The following is a 17,594-nucleotide window of genomic DNA, read 5'->3' as shown; positions in this document are numbered from 1 at the left end:
TAATCATGAATGAGAAAATCTTAATTATTGACGATGAAATAGAAATACTTACTTTTTTGTATGATGCATTAGAAGATGAGGGCTATCAAGTTTTGAAAGCTGCGAATGGCGAGGAAGCATTAAGGCAATTAAAACACGGACCAGATTTGTTGATTCTGGATGTGATGATGCCAGGGATGAGTGGTTTTGAGTTATGCGAACAAATAAGAAAAAGTGTAGATGTGCCCATTTTATTTCTAAGTGCTAAGCAAACAGAAAATGACCGTGTTCAAGGATTGCTTGTTGGCGGTGATGATTATTTAGTAAAACCATTTAGCTTAAGGGAATTAAAAATGCGCGTACTTGCCCATTTACGTCGCGAAGAAAGAAAAAGTAGGAATCAGCAGAAATGTTTATATTTTGGGAAGATACATATTGATCTTAAGAGCTGCCAATTATTCTATGATGCTCAAGAAGTGTCTTTAACGATGAGAGAGTTTGAAATTGTCCAATACTTGGCGATGAATTGTGGACAAGCGCTCACGCGTGAACAAATTTATGTGAAAGTATGGGGATTAGAAGCTACAGGTGATTCGATAACGATAAATGAGCATATTAAAAATATTCGTGCGAAGCTACAAAAAGCTGGGGAACAAAATTCTATCATTTCAACCGTTTGGGGAAGAGGTTATCGATGGGAAAAGTGAATCGAAATAATCAGACATTAAGGAGCAAATTTGTCGCTTCATTTCACTTTGTGTTATTTAAGAGTATTGTAGCTACCATTTTAACGTGGTTATTATTACTTTTTTCTATAAGTATGTTGTTTTCGACAAATAAGCTAAACCCTGCCAACTATTATGAAAAACAACTGCCTGCGATTGAAAAATATATTGATGATGCAGGGGCATCCATACTTTTTTCTAATAGTCAAAATCAATTAGAAACAGTCATTCCTCTGGATGGAATTGATTATCAAGTAATGGATTTAGACGGTCAGATTATTTATGGTACTTACGAGACTAAGTTAATAGACAACGAGAAGGAATTAAAGCAACAGATTACAACAGCTGCTACAAAAAAAGATGGTGGTTTTATCAAATTTTATCCGATTAAGAATGAGCAAGGAACACTTCAAGGGGCTGTTGTTTTTAAGTATGGTCTTAGTTTGCTCACTTCAAATCCACATAATCAATGGATGATTTTATTTTTAAGTATCATATTTCTTTTCATTTTCGCACCATTCATCTATTTTTATCTTTTTTCTTATTTCTCAGGGAAAAGGCTAAGTCGCGAGTTTGAACGACCCTTTAATGAAATGATTGAAAGTACGAAAAAAATAAAAGAACAGGATTTGGATTTCACTTTACCAGTAATTAATTATTCTGTTGAATTGGAACAACTTGTGCAAGCATTTGAAGAAATGAGGTCAGCGTTGAAAGATTCATTGGACCGTCAACTTCAGCTAGAGCAAGAGCGAAAAGAGATGATCGCAGCGATTTCACATGATTTGCGAAATCCATTAACAATTATTCAAGGTCATGCGGAAGGGCTATTAGAAAGTGGAAAAAGGCGACAAGAACGATTAGAGCCGTATTTACAAACAATTATTAGAAATACTAATTATGCGAGCCATTTGATAGCTGAGTTAAATGAAATGGCGCTTATTGAGAAGCCAACGTTTACTCTTAATCCGAAACGAACTTTAATTAATCAATTTGTGCAAATGAAGGGTGAAGAATATCATAGGCTATGTGAGAAGAAATATATCGACTTTCAACATCGAATGATTAACGAGGATGAAATATACATGAGAATGATTGATCAAGAGAGAATTTCTCAAGTGCTTGATAATATTGTTACGAATAGTATTCGTTACACACCTGTTAATGGAAATATTGAATGGATTATTACGATGAATCCAGACCAAAGTATTTCGTTTGACATTTTCGATAATGGCCCTGGTTTTTCTAGTAATCAGAATCAATGTGTGTTCGATAAATATTATCAGGAAGAAAGTAAGAAATCAGGAGTTAATGGGCTCTCAGGCTTAGGGCTGTATATTGCAAAGGAAATTGTAAAAAAACACGGCGGAGAGATTCACGTCAATAACCGTAAAATTGGTGGAGCGCATGTAAAAGTGAGGATTTGTGAGTTATAACTAGGGGAAATTGTATTTACACCCGTGGGAGGTCATATAAAGGGAATGCAGAACTCAAGATGTAGTTTTAAATAGGCACATCATTTAAATACCTTAAAGACCTATATACTACACATTGCGAAGCTTTTACGTGGTTGGAGTTTGTACCTGGTGCACTTGTTATTTATAGAGACTTTCCAAAAGTTATGCGACTTTTTGGAGGCCTATATTTCATAGTTATTTCAAGGAGATTCAGAGAATAAAATTCAATTCTACCCCATGGTAAAATATATTGTCAACAATAAATTTGTAAATCCATTAAAAAAATGTTATAATAATCTTACAATTGTTTTTTTAACTCGTATTTTGAATTCCGCTGACCTTATTTGCAGATAGAATTTGGATACTTTTTTTATGACCTTTTTTAAACCGTAGAAAGAATTTCAAACAGTTGTGTGAGCTTTTAATTAAATTAGTTGAATAAAATTATCAATATACTATTTAGTAGTAACCGATTTTTTATTCTACAAGGAGGACTTGAATAATGAATCTGATCAATAAGAAAGTTACACACAAGAGTTTTGGCATGGGTAGTATAGTTAATCAGAATGATTCTAGTATTGAAATACACTTCACATCGGAAATTAAAAAATTTGTTTTCCCTGATGTATTTGGAAAGCACTTAAAACTACATGATAAAAGTGATGCTAAGTCACTTGAAGAGATTATACAAAAAAAGGAATCCGAGCTAAAAGAGGAAGAATTGAAGAAGGAAGAGGAAATAAAACTACAGCGAAAAAATCTGGAACTACGCTTAGAACACGAAAAGCTTATGAAAAACCATAAACTTCATCCCGAATCACAAATGGTTTTTTGGTGTGATACAGAAGAACAAAACAGTTCTTTTTCAGAGTGGAAGATTAATTCAGGCGAAATTAAAAGTGGTAATAACAAGGGGAAGCCGAATAAGCCAATCCGCTTGCACCAAAATAGCGCTGTCCTGTTAACAGCAATAGATTCCGTCATGCCTGAAAAAGACAGACGTATATTAGGTGTCTATATGGTGAATGAAGAATTTATCGGTAAGCTTTGTGAGGATGGAAATGTACCTGCTCATTCAAAGTATAGAATCCAGCTTACAGAACAGGAATCGGATCAGTTACTTTTTTGGAAATATTACGTAAATGAAAAATCACCCCAAAATGTAACTTGGAATACAGGTAAATACCGTTATTTTGATAATACATGGATGGCCCAAATTTTGCTTGATATCGTTTCATTGAAAAGTGACCCACAGGAACGAGAGCTAGCACAACAATTTTTTAAACATTTTTGTAAAATGAATCAGATAACAGCTCAAGAATTACCAAAGCCTAATGGCGCATTAATGCGTATTTAGACGGTAGCTCGAAAATTACAAGGATGACAAGGGACTAATACAGCTTTTTTCCTTTAAACTTGTATAAATAAGTGGTTTGTGCAGTTATATTTCTTAGGATTTTGGGTGTATGTATAAACCAAGGGTATATTTTATAGCCCCTAACAACATCTACTTTAATTTTGGTAACAACAGCTATTTTCTTTTTAACAGTATGTTTGATTGGGGTTAGTTAATTGTAACTGATAGGATTGTTCATGTCATAGCAAATCCAGTTTGGAATAAAAATAATAATTGAAACCCTTGAAAATGGCTTATTATAGGCATTTTCAAGGGTTGTTTTTATTTTTAAAAATAGAAAATAAGTGAAATTTCCAATGGACCAAATTCACTAATATGATTCTACCTTAAGTCTCTCCATTACTGTTGAAATTCTAAGAAACCACCCAAAGAAACCGACACTAAACCCGATTAAATAGTGGCATTAAGAGCATTGTTAAATTATCTCCTTTAATAAGTATATACATCCATAAATTAACACGACGATTTCCAATTTAATGTATACTATATGTATCCTGTTTAACAAATAGGAAAGTATTTTTTCTAGGAGATTTACGATGAAATTAGATTGCTTAATTGTTGATGATGAAATTGCTTTAGCTGAAACAACTTGTGAATATTTTAATCTATTTGAAGTCAAAACGGCATTTGTGACAAGTGCGGAGGAGTGCGAACGTTACTTGGAGAAAAATGAACCATCATTGATTCTTCTCGACATCAATCTCGGGGATGATTCAGGGTTTGATTTGTGTAAAAAATTACGTAAAATAACGCAAATTCCGATTTTATTTATAAGTGCTCGTTCCAGCGACGACGATGTTTTAATTGCGCTTAACATAGGTGGCGATGATTACATACAAAAGCCCTATACATTAAGTATTTTATTAGCAAAAGTAAAGGCGGTACTTAAAAGGTATAGCGGTGGTTCTAGCAACCAACAAGAAATTTTAGGGTTTGGACAGATCCAAATTGATACGCAGCTTCATCGTATTCGAGTAAATGGTACTGATATTCAACTAAAAACGATGGAATTTAAACTTCTGCATTATTTGGTAAAAAATAAAAATCGTATCATTACAAAAGATGAATTATTTCAAAATGTATGGAAAGATAACTTTGTAGGGGATGGGACCCTTAATGTACATATTCGGCATTTACGTGAAAAAATTGAACGTAATCCAAAGGACCCGCAATTTATAAAAACAGTGTGGGGAACAGGGTATGTTTTAGAGGATACCAACCAATGAGAATAAAACTGGTAATTGTCTTGATCTTGGCTGTTTTTACTGCAGGAATTACTTTCTCAATACTCATTATTAACAATAAAAATATTTCAGAAGTGGATCTAGTAGCCATAAATGATGTCGTTAAAACGGTCGAGAAAAATTGGGGACAAGTAAGTGAAGAAACTTTTCACAACAGCGACATAAAACAATCATTTTCTATTATAGATCACTTGGGAAACGTAATTTACGAAACACCAGGTAATCATATTAACAATATATACGATGGTATAAAAAATAGAGATACTTTTATAGACCTGAAGCATAATAACATGCTTGTAGGAAAAATAATTATCCGTAATAACGAACAAGAAATAGTGGAACAAATGAAAAGCGAACTGGTCACATTCATAAGTTTGACTTTTGGGCTATTAATGATTATTAGTACTCTTTATATAATCTATATTTACAGAACGTTATTGAAGCCATTTCAGCAACTTCAAAATTTTGCAGTGAATGTGGCAAGAGGCAATCTAGATGTACCGTTAAATATGGACAAGAATAATTACTTTGGTGCATTCACGGAAAGTTTTGATATATTACGTGAAGAACTGAATGCTGCTCGTCAAAGAGAGTATGAAACCAACCGCAGTAAGAAAGAGCTCGTAGCTACATTAAGTCATGATATTAAGACGCCCGTCGCTTCAATCAAAGCGGTTAGTGAGTTGATGCTTATGCAAACAAAGGATGAAAAAGTTATGAAGCAAGTAAATATAATCTATTCGAAAGCAGAGCAAATTAACTTACTTGTGACAGATATGTTTCACGCCACTTTAGAAGAACTGCAACAGTTAAAGTTAATAGTAACCGAAAATTCGAGCGAAATACTTGCTGATATGATTGAAAATGTTAATTATGATCATCAAATTGTCTATGAATCAATTCCACAATGTATTATTTTAACGGACCCCGTACGTATGCAACAGGTAATAGACAATATTATTAGTAATTCCTATAAATATGCAGGAACAAAGATTACGATTAAGTCTCAAATCAATCAAGGTTATCTGGAACTCCACATTATAGACTTCGGATGTGGAATTAGTGAGGACGAATTACCGCTACTGTTCAATAAATATTATCGCGGAAAAAATGTCGGCGGCAAGAATGGCTCAGGTCTTGGTCTATTCATATCGAAGTACTTTATGGAAAATATGAGTGGCCAAATTAGCTGTTACATCCGAAATGATGGTTTTACAATCGTCTTGAAAATAAAGCTTGCATAATATTTAAGAATTAGTTAAGAATTGCACAAAGATTTAATAAGAATTCATTTTGTATGATAAGACTGTAATCTTCATTACGGTCTTTTTTCTTTGGGATGAAAATACAAACATGAGCTTTATAAAGGGAGAGTGCTGAAAAACATGACAAAGACAATTATTAAAACGGAGAAGCTATGTAAAACTTTTTCGAGCGGTGGAGTTCAACAGCATGTTTTAAAAAATTTAGATATTAGTTTTGTAGAAGGGGAATTTACAGTCATAATGGGCAGTTCAGGATCTGGGAAGTCCACGCTACTTTATGCCATTAGTGGAATGGATAAACCAACACTAGGTGAAATCGATTTTGCTGGGGAAAATTTAGCTAAATTAAACAACGATCAACTAGCGATATTTAGAAGACATAATTGCGGCTTTGTTTTTCAACAAATTTATTTGTTAGACAATATGAGTGTACTTGATAATGTACTGGCGAGTGGTCTTTTAGTAAATAAAAATAAGCGTGAACTCGTACAAAAAGCGAAAGAAATATTAATACAAGTAGGGATCAATGAAAGCGCATGGTCTAAATTTCCGACACAACTTTCTGGTGGTGAGGCGCAACGAGTTGGGATTGTTCGTGCATTGATTAACAGTCCGAGAATCCTTTTTGCAGATGAGCCAACTGGTGCACTAAACTCTGCATCAAGTGATAGTGTATTAGATATTTTAACAAATGAAAATCGAAACGGGCAAAGTATTGTTATGGTTACTCATGATATGAAAACAGCATTGCGCGGAAATCGAATTTTATATTTGCGAGATGGCGTAATTTACGGTGACCTGCAGTTAGGCTCTTACAGTGAGAAAGAGAACTCCCTGCGTCATGCAAAGCTTGGGGATTTCCTTGCAGAAATGGGGTGGTAAGATGAAAATCATGAATTTAGCCCTAGCGAATATTAGAAAAAGTAAATCGGCAACGGGTTCTTTATTTATATTTATTTTAGTTGCTGCGCTACTTCTGAATATAGGTTTAATGGTTATTACTCAAATAAATGTTTTTTTTGATAGTAAAGCTGAACAATTAAAAGATCCTCATGCAGTATTCATGATGGATTCTGTAAGTTATAATCCAAATTATGGGGAATTCATAACGAACTATTCTGGGGTAACAGAGACAGAAACTGAAGAGATTATCATTATGGAGAGTGCTAAATTTAATTTTGGCAATAGTGAATTAACTAGTTTTACCGCTATTTTTAATGCAGATGATCAGCGTAATATTGGGACTTTAAAGTTGGTTGAAAAGCTAAATACTTCAAGTGCCAATGATATTTTTATTCCTTACATTTTTAAAACAAATGGTAAATATGAATTAGGTGGTGACTTTACTTTTCACTATCAAAACAAGGACTATAACTATCGAATTGCTGGATTTTTCGAAACAACAATGATGGGTACGACCAACATTGGAAATATGAAATTCTTGTTACCAGAAGCTTCTTATCAAACATTAGCAGATGATTTAGATAAACGAACAGAGGGACTGATCATATCTGCAGTAATGGAAGATAAAGCACAATCTACAAAGTTACTAAATGATTTTACTAAGGAGTTTCCTCAATCCACAGTAAGTGAAACGACTTCATATATTTGGGCATTAGACATTGAAATGGTGAAAAATGTGAGCACGTTGACCATTAATATCATTGCTATGATTTTAGTTGCTTTTGCAGCCATTATCGTGCTTGTTTCACTAATTGTCATTAAGTTTCGTGTATCAAATAGCATTGAAGACGGGATGACGAATATAGGAGTACTGAAAGCAATTGGTCATACAAGTAAGCAAATTTTATCGTCAATTATTTTACAGTTTGTTTTAATTGCTCTTAGTTCAAGTGTGGTAGGGGTTGCATTGTCATATTGTCTTATGCCTTTCATAGGAAGCATTATCTCATCTTTATCTGGACTAATATGGTATCAAAAATTCGATATGTTTATTAATTTAGCAAACATTTTCATTGTTGTTTTTTGTGTTGTAATTGTTACTTTTATTTCAGCCTTCCGTGTTCGAAAAATACTACCTATTATGGCGCTTCGTGGCGGTATTCAAACGCACAGTTTTAGAAAAAATTATTTTCCATTGGAGAATACAAGAGGCGGGCTTCATTTTTTACTTGCTATTAAATCGATGCTGTCAAATGTAAAACAGAACATTATGATCCTGTTAATTATTATCTCATTAACATTCGCCTCTGTTTTTTCAGTGGTACTTTATTATAATGTTGCTTCAGACAAAACTGCATTCGTTAACTTATTTGGCGCAGAACCGGCAAATGTGATGATATTTGTTAAGCCGGATACAGATACAAAAGAACTTTTGAGTCACATTAATCAAATGGACCAAGTAAGGAAGGTGAATATATTCGATCTTATTACAACAAAAATTGATGATCAAACCGTATATACGAATGTTACCGATAATTATGACCAATTAGAAAATAATATTGTCTACGAAGGTCGTCAGCCAAAATATGAAAATGAAATAGCCATCTCCTGGGTTGTATCAAATCAAATTAATAAAGGAGTTGGGGATACGGTTGAAGTAGAATATGGGACTGAAGCCGTTAGTTATCTAGTAACAGGGCTCAGCCAATCAATTGGTAATTTAGGACAAATCGCCGCATTAACGATGGATGGAATTCAGCAATTAAGTTCAGATTATAAAGGCACGACCCTTTATGTATATTTAGATGAACTATCAAACAAAGGCTTTATCGAAAATGTCCAAGAACAGTACGGAGATTATATAGTAGAAACATTAGATATAGATGAAAACATCGAGAGCCAAACAGGTATGTATACAACGGCAGTGTTTGCAGTTATGGTGATGGTTCTGACAATTACCGTTCTAGTTGTTGTAATGATTCTATATTTGATTATTAAAACGATGATTATTAAGCGTAAAAAAGAGTTTGGTGTAATGAAAGCAATAGGCTACTCAACAATTCAACTGATGCATCAAATTTCCATCAGCTTTTTACCGGTAATTATTACAGGAGTGACCATTGGTGGAGTTCTGGGGTATTTTTATACAAATCCTATGCTTTCCATATTACTTTCAAGTGCAGGGGTTAAAAGTTTGGATTTTACCGTTCATTTCCCGACTATTCTAATACTTTGCGTAGGTATTTTTATATTAGCCTACATTGTCTCGATGTTTGTATCTATAAAAATCAAGAAAATTTCTGCTTACAGTTTAATTACAGAATAATCATGTGTAGTTTCCACTTTAACAAGGAACGTACGTATTCTATTTTAAGTGGGATTTTTAACGTATGCCTAATTAGGGTATATCTTTGGAATAACTAATTTAATATTCGGTAAAACATAAAAAGCAGACGGTTTAGATGAGTATCCACTTCTAAACTGTCTGCTTTTACTGTAAATAATCTATGATTGTTAAGGTTAATTCTGTGACCGATTTTTAGTGTGTGAATAAGTTCACCGAAATTTTCAATAGCATTAATTCCTCGTGGTTTAACGTTTTCAGTTTTTTGGTAATTGTTAAATTAGAGGGATTAGATTCGTAACGAGTGTCCTTCTTTTGCATCTTGACCGATTTTGGAATACGGATTGGATATTTAATAGCAAATTGAACTTATTAAACCTTTTTTCATAGTAAAGTTAAATTATATAAATAAGAATAAAGGATTATCTAAACGATTAGTTATTAAGATAAAAAACCTATAAATTTTTCGTATATTATAAATTTTCCGTAAAATCTGTCGATATTTGTATTGTACACATCAATTCAATTTGGAGGTTATGAAATGGATATTGAAAAATTAGGAAAACAATTTATAGGTGGGGAATGGAGAGAAGGACAAAGTAGTAGTTTTTTACATGACATAAATCCCTATAATAATGAAGTAATAACAGAATTTAAATTAGCAAATGTTTCTGATATTGATCATGCATATCAAGCTGCCTGGCAAGCAAAGCAAGAATGGGACAAAGTAAATCCTTATAAAAAACGAGATATTCTTGAGAATGCAGTGAAATATATTGAAGAAAACGAAGAGGCCATTACATCGATTATTATAGATGAATTAGGTGGAACAAGATTAAAGGCTGCTTTTGAAATTGGTCTTGTTAAAAATATTATTAGAGAGGCTGCAACATTTCCAATTCGTATGGAAGGGAAGATTTTACCTTCAACAATCGATGATGTAGAAAACCGACTGTATCGTATTCCAGCAGGCGTTGTGGGTGTGATCAGTCCATTTAACTTCCCATTCTTTTTATCAATGAAATCTGTAGCACCTGCATTAGGCGCTGGAAATGGTGTTGTGTTAAAGCCGCATGAAGATACACCTATTACAGGCGGAACATTAATTGGTAAGATTTTTGAAGAAGCTGGTGTACCAAAAGGATTAATGAATGTTGTTGTAACGGATATTAAAGAAATCGGTGATGCATTTGTTGAACATCCGATTCCAAGAATTATTTCCTTCACAGGTTCAACAAAGGTAGGAAGTTACATTGGTCAAGTAGCGATTAAAAACTTCAAAAAACCATTATTAGAGTTAGGTGGCAATAGTGCCTTTATCGTATTAGAGGATGCAGATATGGATTATGCTGTTGATGCTGCGACATTTAGTCGATTCGCACACCAAGGGCAAATTTGTATGTCAGCAAACCGCATTTTAGTGCAAAAATCGATTTATAACGAGTTCCTTGATAAGTTTGTTGCGAAAGTTGCTTCACTTAAAGTGGGTGATCCAAGAGATCCTGAAACAATCATTGGTCCAGTAATTAATGACCGCCAAGCAGCTAACCTAGAAGCTATGATTGAAAATGGTATTGCGGAAGGTGCTAAAGCCGTTATTAAAGGTAATATTAAAGGCAGAATGGTAGAGCCAACTATTTTAGTAGATGTAACAACAGACATGAGTGTGGCACAAGAAGAGCTATTTGGCCCAGTTGTTTGTATTATTCCATTCGAAACGGAAGAAGAAGCCATTCAAATCGCAAATGATACTCGTTTTGGATTAAGTGGTGCAATTCATACTGCCAACCTTGAACGTGGTGTAGAAATGGCGAAGAAAGTACATACAGGTATGATTCATGTAAATGATTTAACAATCAATGATGAACCAACTGTTGCATTTGGTGGTGAAAAGCAATCAGGTATTGGTCGCTTAAATGGTGCATGGAGTCTTGAAGAGTTTACAACGATAAAATGGATTTCTGTAAACTATAGTAAAAGAAATTTACCTTATTAAAGATATAGGAGTGGGGAAATGCAAGAAACAGATGTAATTAGCGCGTTTATTAAAGTAGCTCCTTTGTTAAATGGGCTTATTCAAGACGATATTACGTTGGGTATTTACGATACTGAGAAATTAATCATTAATATTCCAGCGAAGACATTCGCTTTAAACGTTAAGCCAGGGGACCCACTTGTTGAAGGCGATGTAATCACAAATGCGATTAAAGCGAATAAATCTTTATCAGCAGTTGTACCGAAAGAATTATTCGGCTTCCCACTTATTGCAAGAGCTATCCCGCTTCATGATAGTACTGGGAAAGTAATTGGTGGGGTTGGCATCGGAACAAGCTTGGAAAAAGCGCATAAATTATTTGAAATGGCTGAAAGTTTCTCTGCGATTGTAGAGCAAACGGCTGCTTCTATTGAAGAAATTAGTGGCTCAGTGGGCAATTTATCCGACCGCGTGAAAAATATGACATCTTCAATGAAAGATGTGAGTTCAAGTGCGGAGGAAATTGGTCAAATATCTTCTGTAGTAAAAGGAATTTCAGATCAAAGTAATTTATTAGGTTTAAATGCTGCAATTGAGGCTGCACGTGCAGGCGAACATGGTAAAGGATTTGCGGTCGTTGCTGGTGAAGTTCGTAAGCTTGCTACAAATTCGAAGCAAAATGCAGATCAAATTAATAATATTACGTTAAATATTCAACAGCTTTTAAAAACGTTAAATCAATCATTCGCCGAAGTCAACACATTAACAGATACACAATCTGGTTCAATCCATGAGTTTTCTACAACGATTCAGGAAATAAGCTTAAAAGCTCAACAATTAGCACAATTTGCTGAAGAGATTTTATACGACAAGGGAAAAAAATAGTGAAAAATTTTTAAAGATTAAAGACGAGCTCAACGTAATAGAGCTCGTCTTTAATCTTTTTTTCATAATCCTAGATGATGCTACTCTTTTTGTTGATATACACAGTATTTGAAAAATTAAATTAATGACTTTTAGTATGCATGAGAGAATATTTGTATTATCCTAGTTAGAATATACTAGGAAAAAAGAGGTTGGTTATGAAAGTTGAATTTGAAAATAAAACAATAGATTTTAACGTTCAGTATGGAAATAGAGAGAAGTTATCGATTCATATAGATTCTTTTGGTTATATTACTGTTAAAGCGCCCAAAAGTACGAGTAAAGAAGCGATTATGAGTGCAATAGAAAGTAATGGGACATGGATACTAGAGAAAATTCATGAAATTGAAGTAGCTCGGGAAATTCCTAAAGCAAGAGGATTCCATGTAGAAGGGAAGTTTTTACATCTTGGTAAAGAGTGTTTCCTACATGAATTAATAGACACAAGTGAATTGGATGAAGAGACACTTAAAAAAAATCTCAAAAGGTTCTATATTAATAGTTGCAAGAAAACTGTAGGAGAACGAATAAAAATATATCAACAACAACTAAAAGTAAAACCTAAAGTTATTGAAATTGTAGAGTCTAAAACAAAGTGGGGTAGCTGTAGCTCAGAGAGAAAGCTTACGTTTAATTATCGATTAGCTATGGCCCCAATCGAAGTCATTGATTATGTGGTAATCCATGAACTATGTCATTTAAGTCATATGAATCATGATCGTTCATTTTGGAGACGTGTTGGAAGTATAATGCCAGATTATAAAGAAAAAGAAGCATATTTAGCAAGGCACGGGCGTTCCATGTCATTTTAAATAAAACGGCTACATTTTAAGGGAAATGTAGCCGTTTTTTCAAGCATTTATTGGTGTTACCAGAAGAAAAAGAGGTCCCTAGAGGAGAGATTGGAGAATTATTAGTAAAAGGACCAAATATGATGCTAGGCTACAACTAGTTGCAGCGTTGATTACTTACGTGATTCTAAGATGGTTATACACACAAGGTAAGAAACAACCTAACTGTAAACAGCTATCTTTTGCGAGATTTTTAAGCGTGCTTCTTTGTAATACCCTGCAAATTGAATGGAAACGAGCCCTCCAGGAAATTACGTGGAATAGGCTGATTATCTATGAAATAGTCGGATGAATTTGGTTAATCAACCCGTTTGACAATATATAACTCACTACAAAAAATCCACGCAAGATATTTTGATAAACAAGAAGTCGCACTCCAAGGTGTAGGCTTCTTATTTTGTGAGTACATTTTCCTGTTTCACCATATAAATAACACACCCCCACAAAAAAACTATTCCAATTTTCCGACTATTTGGTATTATTAAAGAAAAACAAAAACAAACAAAGGAGAAACAAGAATGCTCAAACATATTCCAAAATGTCTTTCGCCAGATTTATTAAAAATTTTAATGGAAATGGGGCATGGGGACGAAATTGTCATCGCTGATGGAAACTTTCCAGCCGCATCGCATGCACAAAACTTAATCCGGCTAGATGGCTTAAACATACCAGAAATACTAGAGGCAATACTCACACTAATGCCGCTTGATCCATACGCAGACGAGGCTATATTTTACATGATGCATGGCCCAGAAGTAGCCACACCACCAATTTGGTCCGAATACGAAACCATTCTCACAAAAACAGAAAACAGCAGCTTCACACCAACCAAACTTGAACGATTCCAATTTTACGATCTGGCGAAACAAGCATATGCAATAATCGCCACAAGTGATCAAGCGTTATACGCAAACGTCATTCTAAAAAAAGGTGTCATCATTTAAAGAAAGGGGCAATCCAACATGTTAGTTCCAGAACGACATAAAAAAATCATCAGCATCGTCAATGCCAATAAAACAGCACGCGTTTCCGAACTGAGCAAAAACCTGAAAGTGACAGAGGAAACAATTCGACGAGATCTAGAAAAACTTGAAACTGAAGGCAAGCTTGCGCGTACGCATGGTGGTGCGGTTTCGACAGAAGAAGAAGAGGGAGATATCCCATATTTTCAACGTGAAGTGATGAATAAAGAAGAGAAATTAGCGGTCGCAAAAGAAGCCGTCAAACTTATACAAGAGGATGATATTATTTTCCTAGATGCAAGTACAACTGCGCTATACCTTGCCCGCCTAATGCCAAATCAAAGAATGACGGTACTTACGAACTCAATCCGCGTCGGAGTTGAGCTTGCGAACCATTCGAACATACAAGTGGTCGTTGTTGGTGGCAATCTGTCCCCGTCATCTCTTTCGTTAGTTGGTCCGCTAACTGTAAGCGCGCTCGAACGTTACCATGTTAATAAAGTCTTTTTTTCCTGCAAAGGTTTGCATAAACAATGGGGGATTAGTGATTCCAATGAACAACAAGCAATCATCAAGCGAAAAATGATTGAAATGGCGGATGAAAAAATACTCCTACTTGACCATACAAAATTGGAGAAAAAAGCATTCGCTTATATAGCAAAAGAAGATGTAATCAACACGATTATTATAGATAACCAAGCAAATAAAACATATTTAAACAATTTTGAAGAAAAAAAAATATCAATTTTATATGCGCAAATGGGTTGAAGCACATTTGCGTATCATACATTAAAGTTAATATTCAGAAAAATATGAAAATTGTATTGATTTTTAAAAATACTTGTTTTATAATCAACAAAAATACAGAAAACCAAAAGTAAAACAACAAAGGTGGGGAGAAAAGTGGAACCTTTATTAAAAATGGAACATATATCTAAGTCTTTCCCAGGAGTTAAAGCGCTTTCAGACGTTCAAGTAGATTTACAATCTGGCGAAGTGCTTGCACTAGTAGGTGAAAATGGAGCTGGAAAATCCACCCTTATGAAAATATTAACCGGCATTTATCAAAAAGATGAAGGAACGATTACACTCGAAGGCAAGGAAATTAACGTCACATCACCAAAACATGCCCAAGAATTAGGAATTTCAATTATTCACCAAGAACTCAACTTGATGAAAGACCTTACCGTTGCCGAAAATATTTTCATAGGCAGGGAACCAAAAGGAGCACTTAACCTTCTAGTAGACGACAAAAAACTAAACAACCAAGCAAAAGAACTTTTCGAAAAACTCAACATAGATTTAGACCCCAAGACAAAAGTGCAAAACTTAACCGTAGCAAAGCAGCAAATGGTCGAAATAGCAAAAGCACTTTCCTTCAATTCCAAAATACTTATCATGGACGAACCTACGACAGCCCTAACCGAAATAGAAATCGAAGCTCTCTTTGAAATTATTAGTAGCCTTAGAGAAAAAGGAGTCGGGATCATCTACATTTCTCACAGAATGGATGAACTCAAAAGAATTACCGATCGAATTACCATTATGCGAGACGGGACATACATTGACACACTGACAACTGCTGAAACAGAAATGAGCAAGGTAATCCAGCTTATGGTCGGCAGACATGTGTACATAGAATCGAAGCCGAACATCGCAGAGGGCGAAAAAGAAACGGTACTTCAGATGAAAAACATTTCGACAAAAGCATTATTAAAAGATGTTTCATTCGAATTAAAAAAAGGAGAAATACTTGGATTTGCTGGCTTAATGGGAGCGGGGCGCACAGAAGTTGCAAGAGTATTATTTGGGGCAGATCCAGCAACAACTGGAACAATCAATCTCCATGGCAATGAAGTCAAAATAACCTCTCCAGCAGCGGCAGTAAAACATGGAATCGGGTACTTATCAGAAGACCGAAAGCAGTTTGGGCTACTCGTGAATATGGATGTCAAATCAAATATTGCACTTGCAACGATTAAAGACTATCAATCAAAAGGAATGTTTGTAAGCGATTCCAAAATCAAAAAAATAGCAGTCAAGTACGTTGCCCAACTAAAAATCAAAACACCATCTGTTGATCAACAGATTAGACTTCTCTCTGGAGGGAACCAGCAAAAAGTAGTTATCGCAAAATGGCTGCAACGAGATTGCGACATCCTCATATTCGATGAACCAACGAGAGGGATTGACGTAGGAGCAAAAGGGGAAATTTACAAACTGCTCGACGAACTTGCAGCAAGTGGAAAATCAATCATTATGATTTCATCAGAACTACCTGAAATACTACGAATGAGCCACCGAATTGTTGTCATGGCAGAAGGGAAAATTACCGGAGTACTTTCATCCGAGGAAGCAACACAAGAAAAAATAATGGAGTATGCAACGCAGCTCCACTAATAATAGGGGTGAGGTAAGTGAATATCGAATCAGTAGTTGAAAAAGAACCAGTGAAAAAAAAGGTAATACCACCAGGAGCAATTCAACAAACACTTGCTTTCGGAAGTTTAATTGCTTTAGTTATATTTTTCTCCTTTGCATCGAGTAGCTTTCTGCAATGGAGCAACATAATTGGTATTTTATTATCCACAGCAGTGATTGGTATTTTAGCACTGGGCGCAACATTTGTTATTATCACGAGCGGAATCGATTTATCCGTAGGTACAGTTATGACACTGTCGTCAGTAATTACTGGGGTCGTGATCGTAAATGCGGGACTTCCGATTTTTATTGGTATATTTGCAGGTATTGCGACTGGGTCGTTTTGTGGATTCCTTTGTGGACTCGCAATAACGAAGCTGAAAATACCGCCTTTCATTGCAACGCTGGCAATGATGATGATTGCAAAAGGATTAGCACTTGTTATTTCAGGAGCGGCTCCAATTTATTTCACGGATCATAAAATTTTCACGAAAATCGCACTTGGATCGATTATTCCAGGCGTTAACATTCCAAATGCGGTTCTTATATTTTTTATCGCTGCCATTATTGGGGCAATCATTCTTTCGAAGACGATTTTAGGACGCTATAATTTCGCAATCGGAAGCAATGAAGAAGCGACAAAACTATCAGGAGTAAACGTCGACTTTTGGAAAGTGTCGATTTATTCATTAGCTGGAGCTTTTACAGGAATTGCCGGAGTTATTATGGCGTCACGCTTGAACTCGGCACAACCGGCACTCGGTCAAGGGTATGAATTAGAAGCGATTGCTGCAGTAGTAATCGGTGGTACTTCCCTAAGTGGTGGTAAAGGAACAATTGTTGGAACAGTAATTGGCGCATTAATCATGAGTGTTCTAACTAACGGGCTACGCATCATGTCAATCCCGCAAGAATGGCAAACGGTTGTTGTCGGCTTAGTTATCATTCTCGCAGTATATATGGATATTCTTAGAAGACGTAAGGAATAATTTGATTCAGCTGGGGATTTAAACCCCAGCTGAATCAAATTATGCCCCGGCGGATGTCACATATTTTTAAGAGGAACTTTTAAAGAGGATGTCAGCCTTAAGACGTCACATCGTGTGACAACGGCTGACTGACCCACG

The 17,594-nt window shown here is 35.1% G+C and carries 14 protein-coding genes; all 14 read left to right on the top strand.

Annotation, left to right across the window (positions count from 1 at the left end; all coding sequences use genetic code 11):
- Positions 1-5: 5 nt before the first annotated feature.
- The 14 genes from ACQKIH_RS13490 (at position 6) to ACQKIH_RS13425 (ending at position 17,456) form a co-directional block, all read left to right on the top strand.
- Positions 6-686, top strand: a complete 681-nt coding sequence (locus ACQKIH_RS13490; protein ID WP_427766800.1) for a response regulator transcription factor — start codon at positions 6-8, stop codon at positions 684-686.
- A complete protein-coding gene (locus ACQKIH_RS13485) occupies positions 674-2,140 on the top strand; it encodes a HAMP domain-containing sensor histidine kinase (RefSeq protein ID WP_427766798.1) in 1,467 nt (488 codons plus the stop codon). The genes ACQKIH_RS13490 and ACQKIH_RS13485 overlap by 13 nt, the downstream gene beginning before the upstream one ends.
- Positions 2,141-2,663: 523 nt before the next feature.
- A complete protein-coding gene (locus tag ACQKIH_RS13480) occupies positions 2,664-3,518 on the top strand; it encodes a malate synthase (protein ID WP_427766795.1) in 855 nt (284 codons plus the stop codon).
- Between the two features lie 596 nt (positions 3,519-4,114).
- Entirely contained in the window at positions 4,115-4,804 is a 690-nt protein-coding gene (locus ACQKIH_RS13475; RefSeq protein ID WP_057982689.1) for a response regulator transcription factor, read from the top strand.
- Positions 4,801-6,066 carry a HAMP domain-containing sensor histidine kinase gene (locus tag ACQKIH_RS13470; RefSeq protein WP_427766793.1) on the top strand — a complete coding sequence of 422 codons (1,266 nt, stop codon included), beginning with the start codon at positions 4,801-4,803 and terminating at the stop codon, positions 6,064-6,066. The genes ACQKIH_RS13475 and ACQKIH_RS13470 overlap by 4 nt, the downstream gene beginning before the upstream one ends.
- A gap of 141 nt (positions 6,067-6,207) precedes the next feature.
- On the top strand, positions 6,208-6,969 hold the full coding sequence (locus ACQKIH_RS13465) for an ABC transporter ATP-binding protein (RefSeq protein WP_427766792.1): 762 nt from the start codon (positions 6,208-6,210) through the stop codon (positions 6,967-6,969).
- A 1-nt stretch (position 6,970) separates the two neighbouring features.
- A complete protein-coding gene (locus tag ACQKIH_RS13460; RefSeq protein WP_427766789.1) occupies positions 6,971-9,316 on the top strand; it encodes an ABC transporter permease in 2,346 nt (781 codons plus the stop codon).
- Positions 9,317-9,875: 559 nt separating this feature from the next.
- The gene (yfmT, locus tag ACQKIH_RS13455; protein WP_427766787.1) at positions 9,876-11,330 is read left to right on the top strand and encodes a benzaldehyde dehydrogenase; all 1,455 of its coding nucleotides are present in this window, start codon (positions 9,876-9,878) and stop codon (positions 11,328-11,330) included.
- An 18-nt stretch (positions 11,331-11,348) separates the two neighbouring features.
- A complete protein-coding gene (locus tag ACQKIH_RS13450; protein WP_057982699.1) occupies positions 11,349-12,194 on the top strand; it encodes a methyl-accepting chemotaxis protein in 846 nt (281 codons plus the stop codon).
- 197 nt (positions 12,195-12,391) lie between these two features.
- Complete coding sequence (locus ACQKIH_RS13445) at positions 12,392-13,045, top strand: M48 family metallopeptidase (RefSeq protein WP_057982700.1); 654 nt, start codon at positions 12,392-12,394, stop codon at positions 13,043-13,045.
- 557 nt (positions 13,046-13,602) lie between these two features.
- Entirely contained in the window at positions 13,603-14,028 is a 426-nt protein-coding gene (locus tag ACQKIH_RS13440) for an RbsD/FucU family protein (RefSeq protein ID WP_427766785.1), read from the top strand.
- 18 nt (positions 14,029-14,046) lie between these two features.
- Complete coding sequence (locus ACQKIH_RS13435; protein ID WP_057982704.1) at positions 14,047-14,814, top strand: DeoR/GlpR family DNA-binding transcription regulator; 768 nt, start codon at positions 14,047-14,049, stop codon at positions 14,812-14,814.
- Between the two features lie 153 nt (positions 14,815-14,967).
- The gene (locus ACQKIH_RS13430) at positions 14,968-16,446 is read left to right on the top strand and encodes a sugar ABC transporter ATP-binding protein (protein ID WP_427766912.1); all 1,479 of its coding nucleotides are present in this window, start codon (positions 14,968-14,970) and stop codon (positions 16,444-16,446) included.
- A gap of 17 nt (positions 16,447-16,463) precedes the next feature.
- Positions 16,464-17,456, top strand: a complete 993-nt coding sequence (locus ACQKIH_RS13425) for an ABC transporter permease (RefSeq protein ID WP_427766782.1) — start codon at positions 16,464-16,466, stop codon at positions 17,454-17,456.
- Positions 17,457-17,594: the final 138 nt, after the last annotated feature.

The organism is Solibacillus cecembensis (genome assembly GCF_050272495.1).
Lineage (GTDB): Bacteria > Bacillota > Bacilli > Bacillales_A > Planococcaceae > Solibacillus > Solibacillus cecembensis.
Note: the sequence above shows the minus strand (reverse complement) of the source record. Positions and strands in the feature narration are given on the sequence as shown.

What these genes read in the sequence shown, in the direction of transcription:
- ACQKIH_RS13460 (WP_427766789.1), top strand. Translation starts at nt 6,971, where the DNA reads ATGAAAATCATGAATTTAGCCCTAGCGAATATTAGAAAAAGTAAATCG.
- ACQKIH_RS13430 (WP_427766912.1), top strand. Translation starts at nt 14,968, where the DNA reads ATGGAACATATATCTAAGTCTTTCCCAGGAGTTAAAGCGCTTTCAGAC.
- ACQKIH_RS13445 (WP_057982700.1), top strand. Translation starts at nt 12,392, where the DNA reads ATGAAAGTTGAATTTGAAAATAAAACAATAGATTTTAACGTTCAGTAT.
- ACQKIH_RS13475 (WP_057982689.1), top strand. Translation starts at nt 4,115, where the DNA reads ATGAAATTAGATTGCTTAATTGTTGATGATGAAATTGCTTTAGCTGAA.
- ACQKIH_RS13490 (WP_427766800.1), top strand. Translation starts at nt 6, where the DNA reads ATGAATGAGAAAATCTTAATTATTGACGATGAAATAGAAATACTTACT.
- ACQKIH_RS13470 (WP_427766793.1), top strand. Translation starts at nt 4,801, where the DNA reads ATGAGAATAAAACTGGTAATTGTCTTGATCTTGGCTGTTTTTACTGCA.
- ACQKIH_RS13450 (WP_057982699.1), top strand. Translation starts at nt 11,349, where the DNA reads ATGCAAGAAACAGATGTAATTAGCGCGTTTATTAAAGTAGCTCCTTTG.
- ACQKIH_RS13435 (WP_057982704.1), top strand. Translation starts at nt 14,047, where the DNA reads ATGTTAGTTCCAGAACGACATAAAAAAATCATCAGCATCGTCAATGCC.
- ACQKIH_RS13440 (WP_427766785.1), top strand. Translation starts at nt 13,603, where the DNA reads ATGCTCAAACATATTCCAAAATGTCTTTCGCCAGATTTATTAAAAATT.
- ACQKIH_RS13485 (WP_427766798.1), top strand. Translation starts at nt 674, where the DNA reads ATGGGAAAAGTGAATCGAAATAATCAGACATTAAGGAGCAAATTTGTC.
- ACQKIH_RS13480 (WP_427766795.1), top strand. Translation starts at nt 2,664, where the DNA reads ATGAATCTGATCAATAAGAAAGTTACACACAAGAGTTTTGGCATGGGT.
- ACQKIH_RS13465 (WP_427766792.1), top strand. Translation starts at nt 6,208, where the DNA reads ATGACAAAGACAATTATTAAAACGGAGAAGCTATGTAAAACTTTTTCG.
- yfmT (WP_427766787.1), top strand. Translation starts at nt 9,876, where the DNA reads ATGGATATTGAAAAATTAGGAAAACAATTTATAGGTGGGGAATGGAGA.